This window comes from Novosphingobium sp. 9, assembly GCF_025340265.1.
Classification (GTDB): domain Bacteria; phylum Pseudomonadota; class Alphaproteobacteria; order Sphingomonadales; family Sphingomonadaceae; genus Novosphingobium.
Genome location: NZ_CP022707.1, coordinates 2,031,173 through 2,047,640, shown reverse-complemented (window position 1 = coordinate 2,047,640; position 16,468 = coordinate 2,031,173). Strand labels below are relative to the sequence as shown.

Below are 16,468 nucleotides of genomic sequence, written 5' to 3'. Positions count from 1 at the left end.
GGAGGAAAGGGGCGTTGCACCCGTCCGTTTCCTCCCTAGATTGTCACCAACATCCTTTTGTGGAGCATTTCCGATCATGTCGACCATCGCCGTTACCGACGCCAGCTTCGAGGCAGACGTTCTCAAGTCCGACAAGCCCGTGCTCGTCGATTTCTGGGCCGACTGGTGCGGCCCGTGCAAGATGATCGCCCCGGCGCTCGAAGAGATCGCTGCCGAACTCGACGGTCAGGTGACGATCGCCAAGATGGACATCATGGCCAACACCCAGACGCCCGCCGATTTCGGCGTGCGCTCGATCCCCTTCCTCGTGCTGTTCAAGGATGGCCAGAAGGTTGCCGAGAAGCTGGGTGCGGCTCCCAAGAGCGCGCTCAAGGGCTGGATCGAAAGCGAAATCTAATCTCGCGCTTCACCGTCTGAGAAGACAGGAAACCCCTCCCGCCGATATGGCCGGAGGGGTTTTCTTTTGTTCAGGCTGTCCGCTTCGCCAGCAGGTTCGCGAAATCGTCCCATAGGCGGGGCGATGCAGCGCCGATAAGGCCGCCCCGGTCGTATTCGTCGACGCGATAGGCGCTGCCGTCCTCGCGCGCGGCCTTGCCGCCTGCTTCGTTGAGGAACAGCACGCCTGCCGCGTGGTCCCAGGGCAGCGTGCGGTTGAACACGGCGATGTCGTTCTGGCCTAGCATCAGGCGCGGGTATTGCTCGGCGGCGCAACGCGGAATGTCGACCAGCGTGTAGTGCGGCGCGACGTGGGCGCTGACTTCAGCCCGCTCTGTTGGGTCCATGAAGACCGTCGAGATCGCCGCGACCGGTCTGGCCTCGCCGGTGGTGCGCGCGGTGACGCGCTCGCCGTCGATCCACGCGCCGCAGCCCGGCGTGGCGGAGCAGAAGCGCCCGGTCAGACTGTCGAGAATCCAGCCGCCCAGAGTCTCGCCCTTGTCCGCCAGCGCGACAAGCACGCCGAACGGCGCTTTTCCGGCGGCAAAGTTGTTGGTGCCGTCGAGCGGATCGACGATCCAGCACAGGCTGTCCTTGAGCGGGGCCATGCGATTCTCATCGTCGAACACCGCTTCCTCGCCCACGACCACGGCGTCGGGCAACAGCGCGGACAACTTTTCGGTCAGGAAGGCTTCGCTGGCCTTGTCGGCCACGGTCACGACGTCATCGGGCGCCTTGGCGTCGATCTGGTCGCTGGAGAGCGTGCGGTAGTGCGGCAGGATCGCCTGCTCGCTGGCCTGCCGCATAAGGGCTTCGACGGCAGGGGTGAGGCGGGCAAGATCGGTCATGGGGCGCATTGGTCCTTAGGTCAGCGGGATCATTACGTGTTCGGCAAAGCCGGGGCGCTCGCGGAGGCGGGCATACCACTCGGCGATGTGAGGGAACTCGCGCCGGGGCAGATCGAATGCGTCGAAGGGTAGCGAGAACCAGGTGTGGATGTAGCAGCCCATCGGAATGTCGCCGATGCCGAACTGCCCGCCGGAGAGCCACGGGTTCTGGGCCAGATGCGCTTCGAGGACGGCGAGGTGCGAGGCGCACGTGGCGATGTCGCGTTCGATGGCGGGCATGTCCCACTTGTCCTGCGCGATGCGCGCCATCGACAGGAACGGCAGGCGCTGGCCGTCGGCATAGGTGAACTGCCAGTCCATCCAGCGGTCGGCGAGGGCGCGGTCAATGGGGTCGCGCGCGAACCAGCGCTCGCCGCCGTATTCCGCTGCCATGTAGCGCAGGATCGCATTCGATTCCCACAGCGCGATCTTGCCGTCCTCGATCATCGGCACGAGGCGATTGGGGTTCTTCGCCAGATACTCGTCCGAGTAGCCGAAGGCCCCGCCCATGTCGCGCCGTTCGAACGGCAGGCCAAGCTCCACCGCGAACCACGCGATCTTCTTGACGTTGTGCGAGTTGGGGCGGCCCCAGAGGATGAAATGTGCAGCCATGGCACTCAGCTCCGGTAGTCGGCGTTGATCGAGATGTAGCCGTGCGTCAGATCGCAGGTCCACACGGTGGCGGTGCCTTCGCCGAGGCCGAGGTCGACCTCGATGGTCACGTCCTGACCCTTCAGATGCGCAGCCACCGGTGCCTCATCGTAGTCGGCAAGCGGCAGACCCTCGCGGGCGCACCAGATGCCGCCGAAGCCGATGGAAAGCGTGTCGCGGTTGGCAGGCTCGCCCGCCTTGCCGACCGCCATGACCACGCGGCCCCAGTTGGCGTCTTCGCCCGCGATGGCGGTCTTGACCAGCGGCGAGTTGGCGATGGCCATGCCCACGGTGCGCGCGCTCTCGTCCGAGACGGCGCCGGAAACGGTCACGGCGATGAATTTCTGCGCGCCTTCGCCATCGCGCACCACCAGATGGGCAAGCTGGCGGCAGACGTCATGGACCGCAGCGGCAAAGGCGTGGGCGCCGGCATCCTCGATCGAGGTGAGCGGCGCATTGCCCGCCTTGCCCGTGGCGAAGGCCATCACGGTGTCGCTGGTCGAGGTGTCCGAATCGACGGTGATGCACGAGAACGTGCGCAGGTTGGCGGAAGAGAGACAGGCCTGCAGGAACGCCGGGCTGACTGCCGCATCGGTGAACAGGTAGCCGAGCATCGTTGCCATATCGGGCGCGATCATGCCCGATCCCTTGATGATCGCGCTGATCGTGATCTTCGTCTCGCCGATCATCGCGGTGGCGGTGGCGCCTTTCGCGAAAGTATCGGTGGTGGCGATGGTGTTGGCGGCCTCTTCCCAGGTGCAGGCATCGGCGGTGAGCGCCTTCTCCACGCCCTCGCGCGCCTTGCCCTTGGGCAGCGGCACGCCGATCACGCCGGTCGAGGAGACGAAGACCTGTTCTTTCGGGCAGCCGATGCTTCCGGCGACCTGCTCCATGATCTGCTCCACCGCCTCGCGCCCGCGATAGCCGGTGAAGGCGTTGGAGTTGCCCGCATTGACCACCAGCGCGCGGGCCGAACCTTGCGCGATATTGGCGCGGCCGATCTCGACCTCGCTCGAACAGCACAGGTTCTTCGTGAACACGCCTGCGACGCTGGTCCCTTCGTCCATCGAGACATAGGTGAGGTCGCAGCGACCCCAGTCCTTGTAGCCGGCGCGCACCACATGCGGCGTCACGCCCGCGATGGCGGGAAGGGCGGGGAAGGGCTGTGCGAGCGGGGAGGTGGGATAGGCCATGGCCGGTTGCCTAGCGCGTGGGCAGGACAGGTCAAGGGAGCTTGGCGGGACGCGGCACGCAGGCCCTCGCAAGGTGACAGGTTGACACAGTTGACACGGTCCAGAGGAAAAGTGTCACCTTGGTGCCGGAGCATGCCTTCGCTCGGCGGAAAACCGCTGTTTCGTGAGAACGAAAGTGTCACCTTGCGGCGCGCGGGGCGGAGAGTTGGGCACATGATGGGCAACTTACCGCGCCGGGATCCGTGTAGGAAAATGGCATCGCAACGAGATGCAGCAGAACAGCGGCAGGCGGCGGCAGGCACGGCCCTGACCGCAAGGCCGTAATTCCTTCTGGTCATGTTCCTTTCCGCTTCATAAAGCTGTGGTGCGATAAAGCTGAGGCGAGATATTCGGGGGCGAAATGAACTACATATCGAAAACCGTGGCGGTCCTTCTGGCGATGTCGGGAGCGGCCGGCGCTGCGATGGCCTCGCCCGTGCCGATCACCGGTGCCGAGAAAATCGCGGAAAGCATGCAGGGCAAGGCACAAGCGCCGCGTCCGAATGGCAATCCGGGCGCGTGGGTGCTGCCTGACGATTATCCCAAGGGCGGGGCGCAGGGGCGTACCGGCGTGCGTCTGGCGGTCGCCGCGGACGGGCGGGTGACAAGCTGCACCGTCACCTCGTCCAGCGGAAACGATGAACTCGATCAGACGGCGTGCGCGCGCCTTGCCGAGCGGGCGACGTTCTATCCGGCCACGAACGACAAGGGCCGGGCGGTGGCGGGCACGTACAGCACGGCGGTGAAATGGACGCAGGATGAAGAGGGCAGGCATCTGGCCCCCGGCGCCACGACGATGATCATCGACGTCGAGGCGGATGGCAGCGTCGCCGATTGCCGGATGGTGGAGGCCACCGGCATGTTCGCGGGGCGCGAGGAACAGGCGGAGGCAGCCTGCCGTAAATCCACCTATGCGCCGTTCCATGATGACAAGGGTAATCCCGTCCCGAGGCGGGTCACCGTCAAGAACTCGATTTCGATCGATCCTGCACCATGACGGGTTTGCGTGCGTCGATTGGTCGCTGCACGCATCTATGATCGCAGGATAAAGCGCATTCCCGGTGGACAGGTCCTCTCGCGCACCCTATCTCGTCGCCATGGCGAACCGCTTCGTCCTGACCCTGCTTGCCCTGCTGACGGGCCTTGTCGCGCAGATCGGCCCTGCCGAGGCGCGCATGGTGCCTGTCGCCAGCGTGCAGATGGGGCTGGGCGCTCAGGTGGACAGTCTGGTCGAGAGCCTCAAGGCGCCGCGTGCGCCGATCGCGCTGGCGCGGCTTCCCGAACCGGGGTTCAGCAATACCCGACGCCATGCTCCTGCCGAACTTCCGGGCTTTGCGCCCCGCCGTCCCCTGACGGTGCAGACCGGCAGCGACCGCGCGCGGCAATAAGCGCGGCGCGTCATACCCCATTCCCGACCGCGCACGGCCCTCAAAGGTCCGGCGCGCGTGTCCTGCGAGACCCGTGTCGCTGCTGCGCGTGAACTCCGCGCCTGCATCTCCGTCCGGTTCCGCCTGCCATCCATATCGAATTCAAAGAAAACAGGGATACCAAGGCCATGCTCGGCTCTCTCATGAAGTCCGTCTTCGGCTCGTCGAACGAGCGTTACGTCAAGTCGCTCGACAAGGTGATCGCCCAGATCGCCGGTTTCGAACCGGTGCTGAGCGCACTGAGCGACGAGGAACTCAAGGCCCAGACGCCCAAGCTGCGCGCGATGCTGGCCGCAGGATCCACGCTCGACGATATCATGCCCGAAGCCTTCGCCACCGTGCGCGAGGCTTCGAAGCGCGTGTTCGGCATGCGTCACTTCGACGTGCAGCTGATCGGCGGCATGGTGCTCCATCGCGGCGAGATCGCCGAAATGCGCACCGGTGAAGGCAAGACGCTGGTCGCGACCGCGCCGACCTATCTCAACGCGCTGGAAGGCAAGGGCGTCCACGTCGTCACGGTGAACGACTATCTCGCCCGCCGCGATGCCGAGCAGATGGAGCAGCTCCACGGTTTCCTCGGCCTGACCGTGGGCGTGATCGTGCCTAACCTCGGCGAGTACGAGCGCCGCGAGGCCTATGCGGCCGACATCACGTACGGCACGAACAACGAGTTCGGCTTCGACTATCTGCGCGACAACATGAAGCACGAGCGCAGCCAGATGGTGCAGCGCCCCTTCAACTACGCGATCGTCGACGAGGTCGACTCGATCCTGATCGACGAGGCGCGCACGCCGCTGATCATCTCCGGCCCGACCGACGACAAGAGCGAGCTGTACATCTCGGTCGACGCGGTGGTGAAGCAGCTGGCGCCGGAGGACTACGAAGCCGACGAGAAGCAGAAGTCGATCACGCTGACCGAGGACGGCGTGGAGCGCGTCGAGCGAATGCTCGAAGAGGCGGGCCTGCTGGTCGGCTCGAACCTCTACGATGTCGAGAATACGCTGGTCGTGCATCACCTTGAGCAGGCGCTCAAGGCGGTGATGATGTTCAAGCGCGACACCGACTACATCGTCAAGGACGGCAAGGTCATCATCATCGACGAGTTCACCGGCCGCATGATGGACGGGCGTCGCTGGTCGAGCGGCCTGCATCAGGCGGTCGAGGCCAAGGAAGGCGTGAACATCGAGCCCGAGAACCAGACGCTGGCCTCGATCACCTTCCAGAACTACTTCCGCATGTATCCCAAGCTCTCGGGCATGACCGGTACGGCGGCGACCGAGGCGGGCGAGTTCTACGACATCTACAAGATGAACGTGGTGACGATCCCCACCAACCTGCCGATCCAGCGCATCGACGAAGAGGACGAATTCTACAAGAACACGCTCGACAAGTTCGCGGCCATTGCCAAGCTGATCCGCGAAAAGCACGAGATCGGCCAGCCGGTGCTGGTCGGCACCGTCTCGATCGAGAAGTCGGAACTGCTCTCGGACTTCCTCAACAAGGAAGGCGTCAAGCACTCGGTGCTGAATGCGCGTTTCCACGAGATGGAAGCGCATATCGTTGCGCAGGCGGGCAGCCCCGGCGCGGTGACGATCGCGACCAACATGGCGGGCCGCGGCACCGACATTCAGCTGGGCGGTAACGTCGAGTTCCGCGTCGAGGACGAACTGCGCGACATGCCCGAGGGGCCTGAGCGCGAGGAGGCCATCGCCCGCATCAAGATGGAAGTGGCCGAGCAGAAGCGCCTCGTGATCGAGGCCGGCGGCCTGTGCGTCATCGGCACCGAGCGTCACGAGAGCCGCCGCATCGACAACCAGCTGCGCGGCCGCTCGGGCCGTCAGGGCGATCCGGGCCTGTCGAAGTTCTACCTCTGCCTCGAAGACGACCTGCTGCGCATCTTCGGGCCGGACACGCTGTTCGCCAAGATGATGAACAGCAACCTGGCCGATGGTGAGGCGATCGGTTCCAAGTGGCTTTCGAAGGCGATCGAGACCGCGCAGAAGAAGGTCGAGGCGCGCAACTACGAAGTCCGCAAGCAGGTCGTCGAATACGACGACGTGATGAACGACCAGCGCAAGGTGATCTACGAGCAGCGCTCGGACATCATGGATGCCGAGACCGTGGATGACGTGGTGGTCGACATGCGCCACGAAACGATCAACTCGCTGGTCGCCGATGCCTGCCCGCAAGGGTCGTATCCCGAGCACTGGGACATCGAGGGCCTGACCGCGAAGGCCAAGGACATCCTCGGCGTCGATGCTCCGATCGCGGCCTGGGCCGACGAGGACGGTGTCGATCCCGAAACCGTCGAGCAGCGGCTGACCGACGCGGCCGATGCGCACATGGCCGACAAGATGGCGAACGACGACCCGGCGATCTGGCGCCAGGCCGAAAAGACCATCCTGCTAGACCGACTCGACAACCACTGGAAGGATCACCTCGCCACGCTCGACGCGCTGCGTCAGGTGGTGTTCCTGCGCGCCTATGCGCAAAAGACGCCGATCAACGAGTACAAGCAGGAGGCCTTCGGCCTGTTCGAGCACATGCTCGATGCGATCCGTGTGGACGTGACGCGTATCCTCTCGATCAGCGAGCTGCGCATGCCCGAGATCTCGACACTGCCCGAACTGCCGGACTTCCTGACCGGCCATATCGACCCGCTGACCGGCTTCGATGACAGCAACGACGGGGACGGCTCGGCGTTCAACCCCGAACTGTTCGCCTCGCTGGCAGGTAGCCCGCAGCCGGCGCCCGTCGGGTTCGGTCAGGCAACCCCTGCGGGAGCACCTGAGGGCGGTGATCCCTATGCCGAGATGGGCATCAGCCGCAATGCGATGTGCCCTTGCGGTTCGGGCCAGAAGTACAAGCACTGCCACGGCGCGCTCGTCTGATCACGCGCTGATCCAGGCTGACGCCATGTAAGGGGCGGGGATCGGAAAGCCGGTTCCCGCCCCTTTTCTGTAAGCGCGTTCCGTTCGTCGAAACGGATGCGATGGACGTCCGTGGTACAGTGGACACCGGCGCGGCGATCCAGCATGACCATTCTCATGAAGCTCGTGTATCTTTACGAAGACCTGATCCGGTGGCTCGTCTCGCTGTGCCCCGCGCCCGACAAGTTCGCGCAGACCTACGCGGGGCTGGCAATCTGGCTTGGCGCGGCATTGTTGATGAAAAAACCGCTGCGCCACTGGCATCCCCTCGGCGTGGTGATCGTTGCCGAGTGCCTCAACGAATGTATCGATTATCTTGCCCACGGCGGGTGGATGTGGCGCGATACGCGTGCCGACATGATCGCGACGTGGTTCTGGCCAGTGGTGATTTTTGCGGCGATCCGTGTCCGGCCCAAGCTGCGCGGTTAGTTGCAACTGAAAGTGTCACTCTAAAGTCACAGTTCCTGATGTTCCGCATTCGTGCCGGAACTCTTACCCCCGCCCGGTCATTTATCCGGCGAGATGGTTAGAGAGGTCATGAGGCCGACACAGCTGAAATAGCTCATGGATTGCAGAGGGTTGCGGCCTTTCAGGTGGATCGCAAAAAAGCCCATTCTGCACCGTCGGTACGGTTCGGTTCACGAATTGGTAGCGAGAGCATACGGGAGCGCGGATATCGCGCTTTTCCCGATGGGTTTCCTCACTTCGGTAAGGCGCCTTCAGCTGGTCGCAAGGGGCCTCTCAAGCCGCTCGAATGGAAACGGAAGCGAGATTGTCCGGCCTGAACACCGGCTGTTTCGTCCCGAGGAGTCGAGACTATGAAAAAGATTGCCCTTCTTGCAGTGGCCATTGCCGCTGCCGCCCCGGTCGCCAGCTATGCGCAGGACGCATCGGGCACTGACACCAGCACCGAAGCAAAGGCACCCGATGGTTCCAAGGCCTTCGGTATCGAGCCCTATGTCGGCGTGATGGGTGGCTACGACAGCTACGACAAGTCCAGCGAGTTCGGTTCGGCCAATGGCGGCAAGATGGACGGCGCGCTGATCCAGGGCGTGGCCGGTGTGAACGTGCCCATCGGCCCGGCCTTCGTGGGCGTTGAAGGTAACGCGGCCAAGGGCTTTGGCGACATCAGCTGGGAATACGGCGTCAAGGGCCGTGTCGGCGCGCGAGCCGGTGATAGCGGCATGGTCTATGCCACTGCCGGTTACGAGTGGGTCAACGGCAAGGCCAGCCATGGCTATGGCGACAAGAGCGACTGGATCTATGGCGTCGGCGCGGAAGTCGGCCCCAAGGACATCGGTCTTGGCGGGATCACCGGCAATGCCGGCGTTCGCCTGCGCTTCGAGGTCGATACTTACGACTTCGACAGCCTGCGTCCGATGGCGGGTGTGATCTTCCACTTCTGACCTGTGGAACCATGAGCGATCCGGCATCCCTTCACCGAGTGGCACCGGATCGATCGCGGGAATGGCGCGGCCGGAGCGATCCGGCCGCGTTTTTTTTATCCAACTGGCGGTTTTCGCTGATTGCGTGCGGGTTTTCCTGCCGCCTGAAGTAGTTCGTTCATTTGTGAACGAAGCTCCTTCACTTCATATTCCAACGCCTCAAGTCGATTTTCAACTTTTGAATTGGCCATTCTGCCCTCCTTTGAGCGGAGACAGGCATATTCGATAATTGGGGTTTATGAATCGCGGGCCTTTTTTATCTGCGACGCGTCATGATCGTGGCCAGTGAGCAGGTCGCCACGATGGGGCCGATCCAGTCGATCCACTGGTCCCAGGTGGTCTAGACCCGCAGGTCCAGCGCGCCCCACCAGGGCATGTTCGCGCGCAATCCGTGGCCGAAATGCTCGATCCAGCGATATTCGGCCTGCGTCAGCTCGCGGCTGATGAAATAGGCGCAGGCGATCGCCGCGCCTGTCCACCACCGCCCCGTGGTCCTGCCTATCAGGATCTGGAAGATCAGTGCGGCAAGGGCGTGGGCGAAATAGTTCATCGGATTTTATGCTCTGTGCCGTGAAAGTCCGCAGGCTCGCGCAGGCATGCCATCCTCAAACGAAAAGGCGACCCTGAGGCCGCCCTGTTCGTGTCCTAGCAAAAGACGCTTGGGATCAGAGGAAAGGTTCGTCCGCCGTATTGGCGATCGCCTTCATCAGCCCTGCGAACAGCCGCCCGGCCTTGTCTGCCAGACGATCGTTGCGCACAATTGCCGGGTCGGAGCCGCCGTGAAGGTGGCGTCCAGATCGTAGAGCTTGCGGGCGGAGGCGGTCATGTTTCCCTCTGTCTTCAAATTGCTGCATTGCAGCGTGAAGGTCCAATTGCAGAGAGGTGAATTTTACGCAATTGCAAGAATTGCATCTATGGTTGCGCGTCCCAGCGAACCGTGCGCGGGTGAGGGGAGGGATAGGAAACGGCTCATGCGCCTCGAGCAGAAACGAAAAAAGCGGCCCGAAGGCCGCTTTTGCGTCATCCTTTCCAGAGGAAGGATGTTGGCTCCCCGAGTAGGATTCGAACCTACGGCCATTCGATTAACAGTCGAATGCTCTACCGCTGAGCTATCGGGGAGCAGCCTGTCAGTGTCACCACCGCCGGGCAGGTGTGCGCCTATAACAGGCTCAGCGGGCTTGGCAACAACTTCCTCTCGAAAATGTCATGAAAACTTTTCCACAGGCTCACCTGTCTGGAATTGCTCGGCAAATATGCGCTCCTCCAGCGTGTGGCCGGGATCGAACATCAGCGTGAGCGTGCGCTCGCGGGCGATGGAGATATGCACCTCGGCGATGTCGCGCACTTCGCGCTGGTCGGCGACGGCGGCAACCGGGCGCTTGCCGGGCTCGCGCACGCGGAACTCGACGACGGCGCTTTCGGGAATGATCGCGCCTTTCCAGCGGCGCGGACGGAACGGGCTGATCGGGGTGAGGGCAAGCATCCGGGCGCCCAGCGGCAGGATCGGTCCGTTGGCCGAGAGGTTATAGGCGGTCGAGCCGACCGAGGTTGCCACCAGCACGCCGTCGCCCGCCAGTTCCTCCATGCGGACACGCCCGTTGATGCGCACTTCCAGCTTGGCGGTCTGGCGCGTCTCGCGCAGCAGCGAGACTTCGTTGATGGCGTGATAGACGAACTGGCGCCCGTCCTGCGTCACCGCGCGCATCTCCAGCGGGCGCACTTCGACCGCATGAGCCTCGGCAATGCGCTTGGCGATCGGCTCGTCTTCCGGCAGCGCGTTCATCAGGAAGCCGATGGTGCCAAGGTTCAGGCCATAGACCGGCTTCACCCGGTCGCGCGCCATCATCTCGTGCAGCACCTGCAGCAAAAAGCCGTCTCCGCCGAGCACGACCACGACATCGGCCTCCTCCTGCGACACCCAGGGATGCGCGGCCAGCAGGCCGGAAAGGCCGTCCTGCGCCTTGGGTGTTTCGGAGGCGACCAGCGCCAGTTTCAGCTCTTTGTGCATATCCGCCGCCATCGGCAAATGTCCCTTCGGACTTGTCAAGATTCTCCCTGCCGGGAGAGCTGCGGGAACGTCCCGAACCGGGGCAGGGCTGTCGAATTTTGAAGTGTTTGGCAAGGGTTTTGGCGGTATGACCACCTCCCATGAGTTCACCTTCGCCGTCGCCGTCGTCCAATCTCGCCCGAACCCTTGAAACCCGGCTGACCGGGGTTCCGGCGGTGGAGTCCGTGCGCGAGCGGATCGAGAGCTGGAAGGCGAACGAGGCGATGCTGCCGCCCGATGCGCATGTCCATGCCATGCTGCTCAGCCTGCGCCGCCTCGATGCGATCAATATCGCTTACGGGGCTGAGGCAGGCGATGGTCTGCTGGAGGAAATCGCAGGCCGCATTTCGCACTATGCTTCCGAGGAACTGGACGGGCCGTGGATGGTCGCGCGGGCGGCGGGCGGCAGCTTCCTGCTGGTCGCGAACGAGGCCTGCAGCCGCGAGCGCTGGTATCTGGTGGCGGACCAGTTGGCAGAGGACGTGGCAAGGCCGATTGCGGTGCCCTCGGGTATCGTGCGCCTGTCGCCGCGCGTCGCCCTGATCCGCGCGCTGACCGGAGAGAGCGTCGATTCCATGCTCGACCGGCTCGGCCAGACGCTGGCGGATATCAACGAAAGCCCCGCCGCGCGCATCGCCTGGGCCGAGGGCGAGGTCTCGTTGCCGGGACGCAGTGCCGCGCAGCTTGAGGCCGACCTGCTCGGCGCCATCGACCGTGACGAGATCGAGATCCTGTTCCAGCCGCAGTTCAGCCTCACCGATGACCGGCTGACCGGGGCCGAGGCGCTCGCGCGCTGGAACCACCCGACGCTGGGCCGCATCGGGGCTGGTGCGCTGTTCGCGCTGGCCGAGCGGGCCGATCACATCGCCCCGCTGTCGCAGCATATCGCCCGCAAGGCGATGGCGATCGCCAGCAACTGGCCCAGCGACCTACGCCTTTCGATCAATGTGACGCCCGCCGATCTCGCCTATGCCAGCTATACCCGGCAGATGCTCGACCTGATCCGCGAGAGCGGGTTTCCGCCGCGCCGCCTGACGCTGGAGATCACCGAGCAGGCACTGATCAAGGACGTCAGCATGGCGGCGCAGACGATGGCGGAGTTCTCCTCGCAGGGTATCCGCATCGCGCTTGACGATTTCGGCGCGGGGTTCTGCAACTTCCGCTATCTGAAGGTCCTGCCGATCCACTACCTCAAGCTCGACCGCTCGATGATCGAGGGTGTCACCACCGACAAGCGCGACGTGGCCGTGCTGCGCGCCATCGTCGGTGTAGCCCGCGCGCTCGATCTTCAGGTGATCGCCGAGGGGATCGAGGAAGAGGCCCAGCGCGCTGCCGTGGCGCGCGAGAAGTGCGATTTCTATCAGGGCTTCCTGCGCGCCCAGCCGATGAGCGCGGCGATGTTCGCCAAGCTCGCGCGCGCGTCCTGAGTTCGCCTTAAATCGGCCTGATCCGCATGCCCATCTGCGGCACGCGGCGGTCGGGCCAGACGATACTGCGGGCTTGCGCGTCGGTGGGCCGCACCACGCTTTCGATCTTGCCATGCTTGTCCAGCAGGCGCGCGATCTCGGCAGGCTCGGGCGCTTCGCTTATCGGCATATCGAGCGCCGCTACCGACAGTTCGCCGCACCACTTCGGCAGGCGCGCCAGCGTCACCTGCGCGGCCTCGCTGGCGTGGTACTTCTCCATCACCTTGCGCGAGGTCCACAGCGAGACCGTCCAGTAAACCTGCCCCGAACTGAAGCCGAGATAGCCGTCGATATAGCCGGGCGTTGCCTGAAGTGCTTTCGAGGCGGTGCCGGTGGCTTTCAGATAGCCGGGTACGCTCCACCAGTGGCGCAGTTTCAGGCGAGTGATCGAAAGGCAGGGCATGGCGGTTTCCGGCGTCGGTTGTCGGGTTCAGGTCTTGGTCGGCAATCAGCCTTTGCGGGCGATGGCCGAGAGCCCCTTGGTCAGTTGCAGCAGGCCGTTGAGGCGGCTTTTCGGATCGCCCCAGGCGCGCTGGAGCACCAGCTTGTTATCGGGCCGCAGCTTCACCGTGCCTTCCAGTCGCGCGGCATAGGCGATGAGGCCCGCCGGGTTCGGGAAGCTGTCGTTGTGGAAGCTGACCAGCGTGCCGCGCGGCCCGACGTCGATCTTGGCGATATGCGCCTCGATCGCCTGCCGCTTGATCTGGATAAGCTGGACGAGGTTGGCGGTCGGCTGCGGCAGCGGGCCGAAGCGGTCGATCATCTCGGCCGAGAGGGACTCGATCTCGTCCTTGCTGTCGGCATCGTTGAGGCGGCGATAGAGCGCCATGCGGACGGCGAGATCGGGCACGTAGTCCTCGGGGATCATGATCGGCGCTTCGACCGTGATCTGCGGACTGAGCCCGGAGGTGTCCTTCTCCAGCCCGACACCGCCCGCCTTGGCGGCGAGGATCGCGTCCTCCAGCATCGACTGGTAGAGTTCGAAGCCGACCTCGCGGATATGGCCGGACTGCTCGTCGCCCAGCAGGTTGCCCGCACCGCGAATGTCGAGATCGTGGCTGGCCAACTGGAAGCCGGCGCCCAGACTGTCGAGATCGCCCAGCACCTTCAGGCGCTTTTCGGCAACTTCGGACAGCGCACGGCCCGCAGGGGTCGTCAGGTACGCATAGGCGCGCAGCTTCGAGCGACCGACGCGCCCGCGCAACTGGTAAAGCTGGGCGAGGCCGAAACGGTCGGCGCGGTGGATGATGATCGTGTTCGCGCGCGGAATGTCGATCCCGCTCTCGACGATGGTGGTGGAGAGCAGCACCTCGTACTTGCCCTCGTAGAACGCGCTCATGCGCTCTTCCACTTCGCCAGCAGACATCTGGCCGTGGGCGGAAATGTACTTCACCTCGGGGACATGGGCGTGGAGCCAGTCCTCGATCTCCGCCATGTCGGAAATGCGCGGCACGACGATGAAGCTCTGGCCGCCGCGATGGTGTTCGCGCAGCAGGGCTTCGCGCATCACCATTTCGTCCCATTCCATCACGTAGGTACGCACCGCAAGACGGTCGACCGGCGGGGTCTGGATGGTGGAGAGTTCGCGCAGGCCCGACATCGCCATCTGCAAGGTGCGTGGGATCGGCGTGGCGGTGAGCGTCAGCACATGCACGTCGGCGCGAAGCTGCTTGAGCTTCTCCTTGTGGTTCACGCCGAAGCGCTGTTCCTCATCGACGATGACGAGGCCGAGGCGCTTGAAGTTCACCGTCTTCGAGAGGATCGCGTGGGTGCCGCAGACCACGTCGACAGTACCCGAGGCGAGGCCTTCACGGGTGGTGCGCGCTTCCTTTTCGGGCACCAGGCGCGAGAGGCGCCCGACATTGAGCGGGAAGCCGCCGAAGCGCTCGGCGAACCCGGCATAGTGCTGGCGCGCGAGCAGGGTGGTCGGCGCCACCACCGCCACCTGCTGGCCGGCCATGGCCGCCACGAACGCGGCGCGCAGCGCGACTTCGGTCTTGCCGAAGCCGACATCGCCGCAGACCAGACGGTCCATCGGGCGACCGGACGACAGGTCGCCCAGCACGTCCTCGATGGCGTGTTCCTGATCCTCGGTTTCCTGCCAGGGGAAACGGTCGACGAACTGCGGGAAGGCGGAAGGGTCGGGTTCGAGCGCCGGGGCAACGCGCAGCGCACGCGCGGCGGCGGTCTTCATCAACTCGCCCGCGATCTCGCGGATGCGCTCCTTCAGACGTGCGCGGCGCTTCTGCCAGGCCTCGCCGCCCAGCTTGTCGAGCGCGACGCCTTCGGCCTCGCTGCCGTAGCGCGAGAGCACGTCGAGGTTCTCGACCGGGATATAGAGCTTGTCGCCGCCCGCATAAGTCAGCATCACGCAGTCGTGCGGGGCCTTGCCGACCGGGATCGACTGGAGCCCTTCGTACCGGCCGATGCCGTGGTCCATGTGGACGATCAGGTCGCCGGGCGTCAGCGCCGCCAGTTCGGCGAGGAAGGCGTCGGAATCCTTCTTCTTTTTCTTCCGGCGGACAAGGCGATCACCGAGAATGTCCTGCTCGGTGACAACTTCCATCACCTCGTTGGAAAAGCCGGTTTCCAGCGGCAGCACCAGCGCGGCGGAGCGGCCCTGCACGGCAAGGCCCAGCGCTTCCTGCCACGTTTCCGCAACGCGCGGCTCGGGCGCCAGCGCCTCGCCCAGGATCGAGACCAGACGCGCGCGACTGCCGGGGGAATAGGCGGCAAGGATCGCCTTGCGGCCCGATTTCGCGACGGCCTGCAAGTGCTTCGCCGCCGCCTCATAGGCGTTGTCACCGCGCGCACGTTCGGGCGTGAAGTCGCGGGCATTGCCGAAACCGAAGTCGAGCACCTTGGCGCTCTCGGGCTGGGCGAAGGGATCGGCGCGATGGATCGGGCTGTCGCTGACCGCCTGCTCGTATTCGCTTTGGGCGAGATAGAGCGCGTCGGTCTTCAGCGGGCGATAGCTGCCCGCCTTCTGGCCCGAGGTGTCGAGGCGCGCCTTGTGATAGTCGGCAATGTCCTTCAGGCGTTCTTCGGCGGCGCCCATCGCGGCGCTGTCCATCACCAGCACGTCGTCGTCCGACAGGTGATCGAGCAGGGTGACGAGGCGGTCCTCGAACAGCGGCAGCCAGTGCTCCATGCCCGCCAGACGCCGCCCGTCGCTGACCGCCTGATAGAGCGGATCGGCAGTGGCATTGGCGCCGAACATCTCGCGATAGCGGCTGCGGAAGCGCTTGACGCTGTCCTCGTCGAGCAGCGCCTCGCTGGCGGGCAGCAGCAGGTGCTGGTCGACCGAGCCGACCGAGCGCTGCGTGCCGGTATCGAAGCGGCGCACCGTTTCCAGCTCGTCCCCGAAGAAGTCGAGGCGCAACCCGTGTCCATCGAAGCCCGAGGGACGATATCGAAGATCGCGCCGCGTACCGCGAACTCGCCCGCGTCGATGGCGGTGTCGCTGCGCTGGTAGCCCTGACGGCGCAGCAGCGCGATCAGGCTTTCGTGCCCCACTTCCATGCCGGGCTTGAGCAGGCGCACGGACTCGCGGATGCGAAACGGCGTGAGTACCCGCTGGAGCAGCGCGTTCGACGTGGTGACGAGCAGCTGGGCGCCGTCCCGCTTCAATTGCAGCGCATGGAGCGCGGCCAGCCTGCGCGCGCTGACCGACAGCGCCGGGCTGGCACGGTCGTAGGGCAGGCAGTCCCACGCGGGAAATTCCAGCACGTCCAGTTCGGGCGCAAAGAAGCGCGCGGCGTTGGCCACCGCCGCCATCGTCGCCTCGTTGTCCGCCACGAACACCGCGCGCGCGCCCCTGGTGGCTGCGGCGCGGGCAAGATCGGCCATGACCAGCGGCTGACTGCCGCGCGTCACCGAGGAAAGCGTGAGCGGCGTCTTGGCCGAGAGGATGCGCTGGAAGTCGGTCATGGCTCTGGAAATAGGCGA

At 64.7% G+C, this 16,468-nt stretch carries 14 protein-coding genes, 1 tRNA gene and 1 pseudogene; 7 read left to right on the top strand and 9 right to left on the bottom strand.

The window, feature by feature from the left end; translation table 11 throughout:
- Positions 1–76: 76 nt before the first annotated feature.
- Positions 77–397 carry a thioredoxin gene (gene trxA / locus CI805_RS10160; protein ID WP_260922961.1) on the top strand — a complete coding sequence of 107 codons (321 nt, stop codon included), beginning with the start codon at positions 77–79 and terminating at the stop codon, positions 395–397.
- 70 nt (positions 398–467) lie between these two features.
- Here the strand turns inward: trxA and CI805_RS10155 are convergent, their stop codons facing one another.
- Genes CI805_RS10155 through argJ form a run of 3 tightly spaced genes read right to left on the bottom strand, consistent with a single transcriptional unit; the run spans position 468 to position 3,166 of the window.
- Positions 468–1,283, bottom strand: a complete 816-nt coding sequence (locus tag CI805_RS10155; RefSeq protein WP_260922960.1) for an inositol monophosphatase family protein — start codon at positions 1,281–1,283, stop codon at positions 468–470.
- 15 nt (positions 1,284–1,298) lie between these two features.
- Complete coding sequence (locus CI805_RS10150) at positions 1,299–1,934, bottom strand: glutathione S-transferase family protein (protein ID WP_260922959.1); 636 nt, start codon at positions 1,932–1,934, stop codon at positions 1,299–1,301.
- A 5-nt stretch (positions 1,935–1,939) separates the two neighbouring features.
- The gene (argJ, locus tag CI805_RS10145; RefSeq protein ID WP_260922958.1) at positions 1,940–3,166 is read right to left on the bottom strand and encodes a bifunctional glutamate N-acetyltransferase/amino-acid acetyltransferase ArgJ; all 1,227 of its coding nucleotides are present in this window, start codon (positions 3,164–3,166) and stop codon (positions 1,940–1,942) included.
- 421 nt (positions 3,167–3,587) lie between these two features.
- Between argJ and CI805_RS10140 the strand changes: the two genes are divergently transcribed.
- The 5 genes from CI805_RS10140 to CI805_RS10120 all read left to right on the top strand — a co-directional run bounded on the left by CI805_RS10140 (position 3,588) and on the right by CI805_RS10120 (position 8,968).
- Positions 3,588–4,202, top strand: a complete 615-nt coding sequence (locus CI805_RS10140) for an energy transducer TonB (RefSeq protein ID WP_260922956.1) — start codon at positions 3,588–3,590, stop codon at positions 4,200–4,202.
- A 64-nt stretch (positions 4,203–4,266) separates the two neighbouring features.
- Entirely contained in the window at positions 4,267–4,593 is a 327-nt protein-coding gene (locus CI805_RS10135; protein ID WP_260922955.1) for a hypothetical protein, read from the top strand.
- A gap of 167 nt (positions 4,594–4,760) precedes the next feature.
- Positions 4,761–7,523 (top strand): preprotein translocase subunit SecA, encoded by a 2,763-nt coding sequence (secA, locus tag CI805_RS10130; protein ID WP_260922953.1) that lies wholly within the window; start codon positions 4,761–4,763, stop codon positions 7,521–7,523.
- 156 nt (positions 7,524–7,679) lie between these two features.
- Positions 7,680–7,991: a hypothetical protein gene (locus CI805_RS10125; RefSeq protein WP_260922951.1), complete on the top strand. Its 312-nt coding sequence runs from the start codon at positions 7,680–7,682 to the stop codon at positions 7,989–7,991.
- Between the two features lie 389 nt (positions 7,992–8,380).
- Entirely contained in the window at positions 8,381–8,968 is a 588-nt protein-coding gene (locus tag CI805_RS10120) for an outer membrane protein (protein ID WP_260922949.1), read from the top strand.
- Between the two features lie 95 nt (positions 8,969–9,063).
- On the opposite strand, the gene CI805_RS10115 is transcribed toward CI805_RS10120, so the two are convergent.
- From CI805_RS10115 to CI805_RS10100, 4 genes are all read right to left on the bottom strand, one after another.
- Positions 9,064–9,198 (bottom strand): hypothetical protein, encoded by a 135-nt coding sequence (locus CI805_RS10115; protein ID WP_260922946.1) that lies wholly within the window; start codon positions 9,196–9,198, stop codon positions 9,064–9,066.
- A gap of 149 nt (positions 9,199–9,347) precedes the next feature.
- The gene (locus CI805_RS10110) at positions 9,348–9,557 is read right to left on the bottom strand and encodes a hypothetical protein (RefSeq protein ID WP_260922943.1); all 210 of its coding nucleotides are present in this window, start codon (positions 9,555–9,557) and stop codon (positions 9,348–9,350) included.
- A 494-nt stretch (positions 9,558–10,051) separates the two neighbouring features.
- A tRNA-Asn gene (locus tag CI805_RS10105) sits at positions 10,052–10,126 on the bottom strand.
- Between the two features lie 85 nt (positions 10,127–10,211).
- Positions 10,212–11,015 carry an NAD kinase gene (locus CI805_RS10100; protein WP_260922940.1) on the bottom strand — a complete coding sequence of 268 codons (804 nt, stop codon included), beginning with the start codon at positions 11,013–11,015 and terminating at the stop codon, positions 10,212–10,214.
- Positions 11,016–11,155: 140 nt separating this feature from the next.
- On the opposite strand from CI805_RS10100, the gene CI805_RS10095 reads away from it, so the two are divergent.
- Positions 11,156–12,481 carry a bifunctional diguanylate cyclase/phosphodiesterase gene (locus tag CI805_RS10095; RefSeq protein WP_260922937.1) on the top strand — a complete coding sequence of 442 codons (1,326 nt, stop codon included), beginning with the start codon at positions 11,156–11,158 and terminating at the stop codon, positions 12,479–12,481.
- A gap of 7 nt (positions 12,482–12,488) precedes the next feature.
- Here CI805_RS10095 and CI805_RS10090 read toward each other — a convergent pair whose 3' ends face one another.
- Entirely contained in the window at positions 12,489–12,923 is a 435-nt protein-coding gene (locus tag CI805_RS10090; RefSeq protein ID WP_260922935.1) for a hypothetical protein, read from the bottom strand.
- Between the two features lie 45 nt (positions 12,924–12,968).
- A pseudogene (mfd, locus tag CI805_RS10085) lies at positions 12,969–16,450 on the bottom strand (transcription-repair coupling factor).
- Between the last annotated feature and the right edge of the window lie 18 nt (positions 16,451–16,468).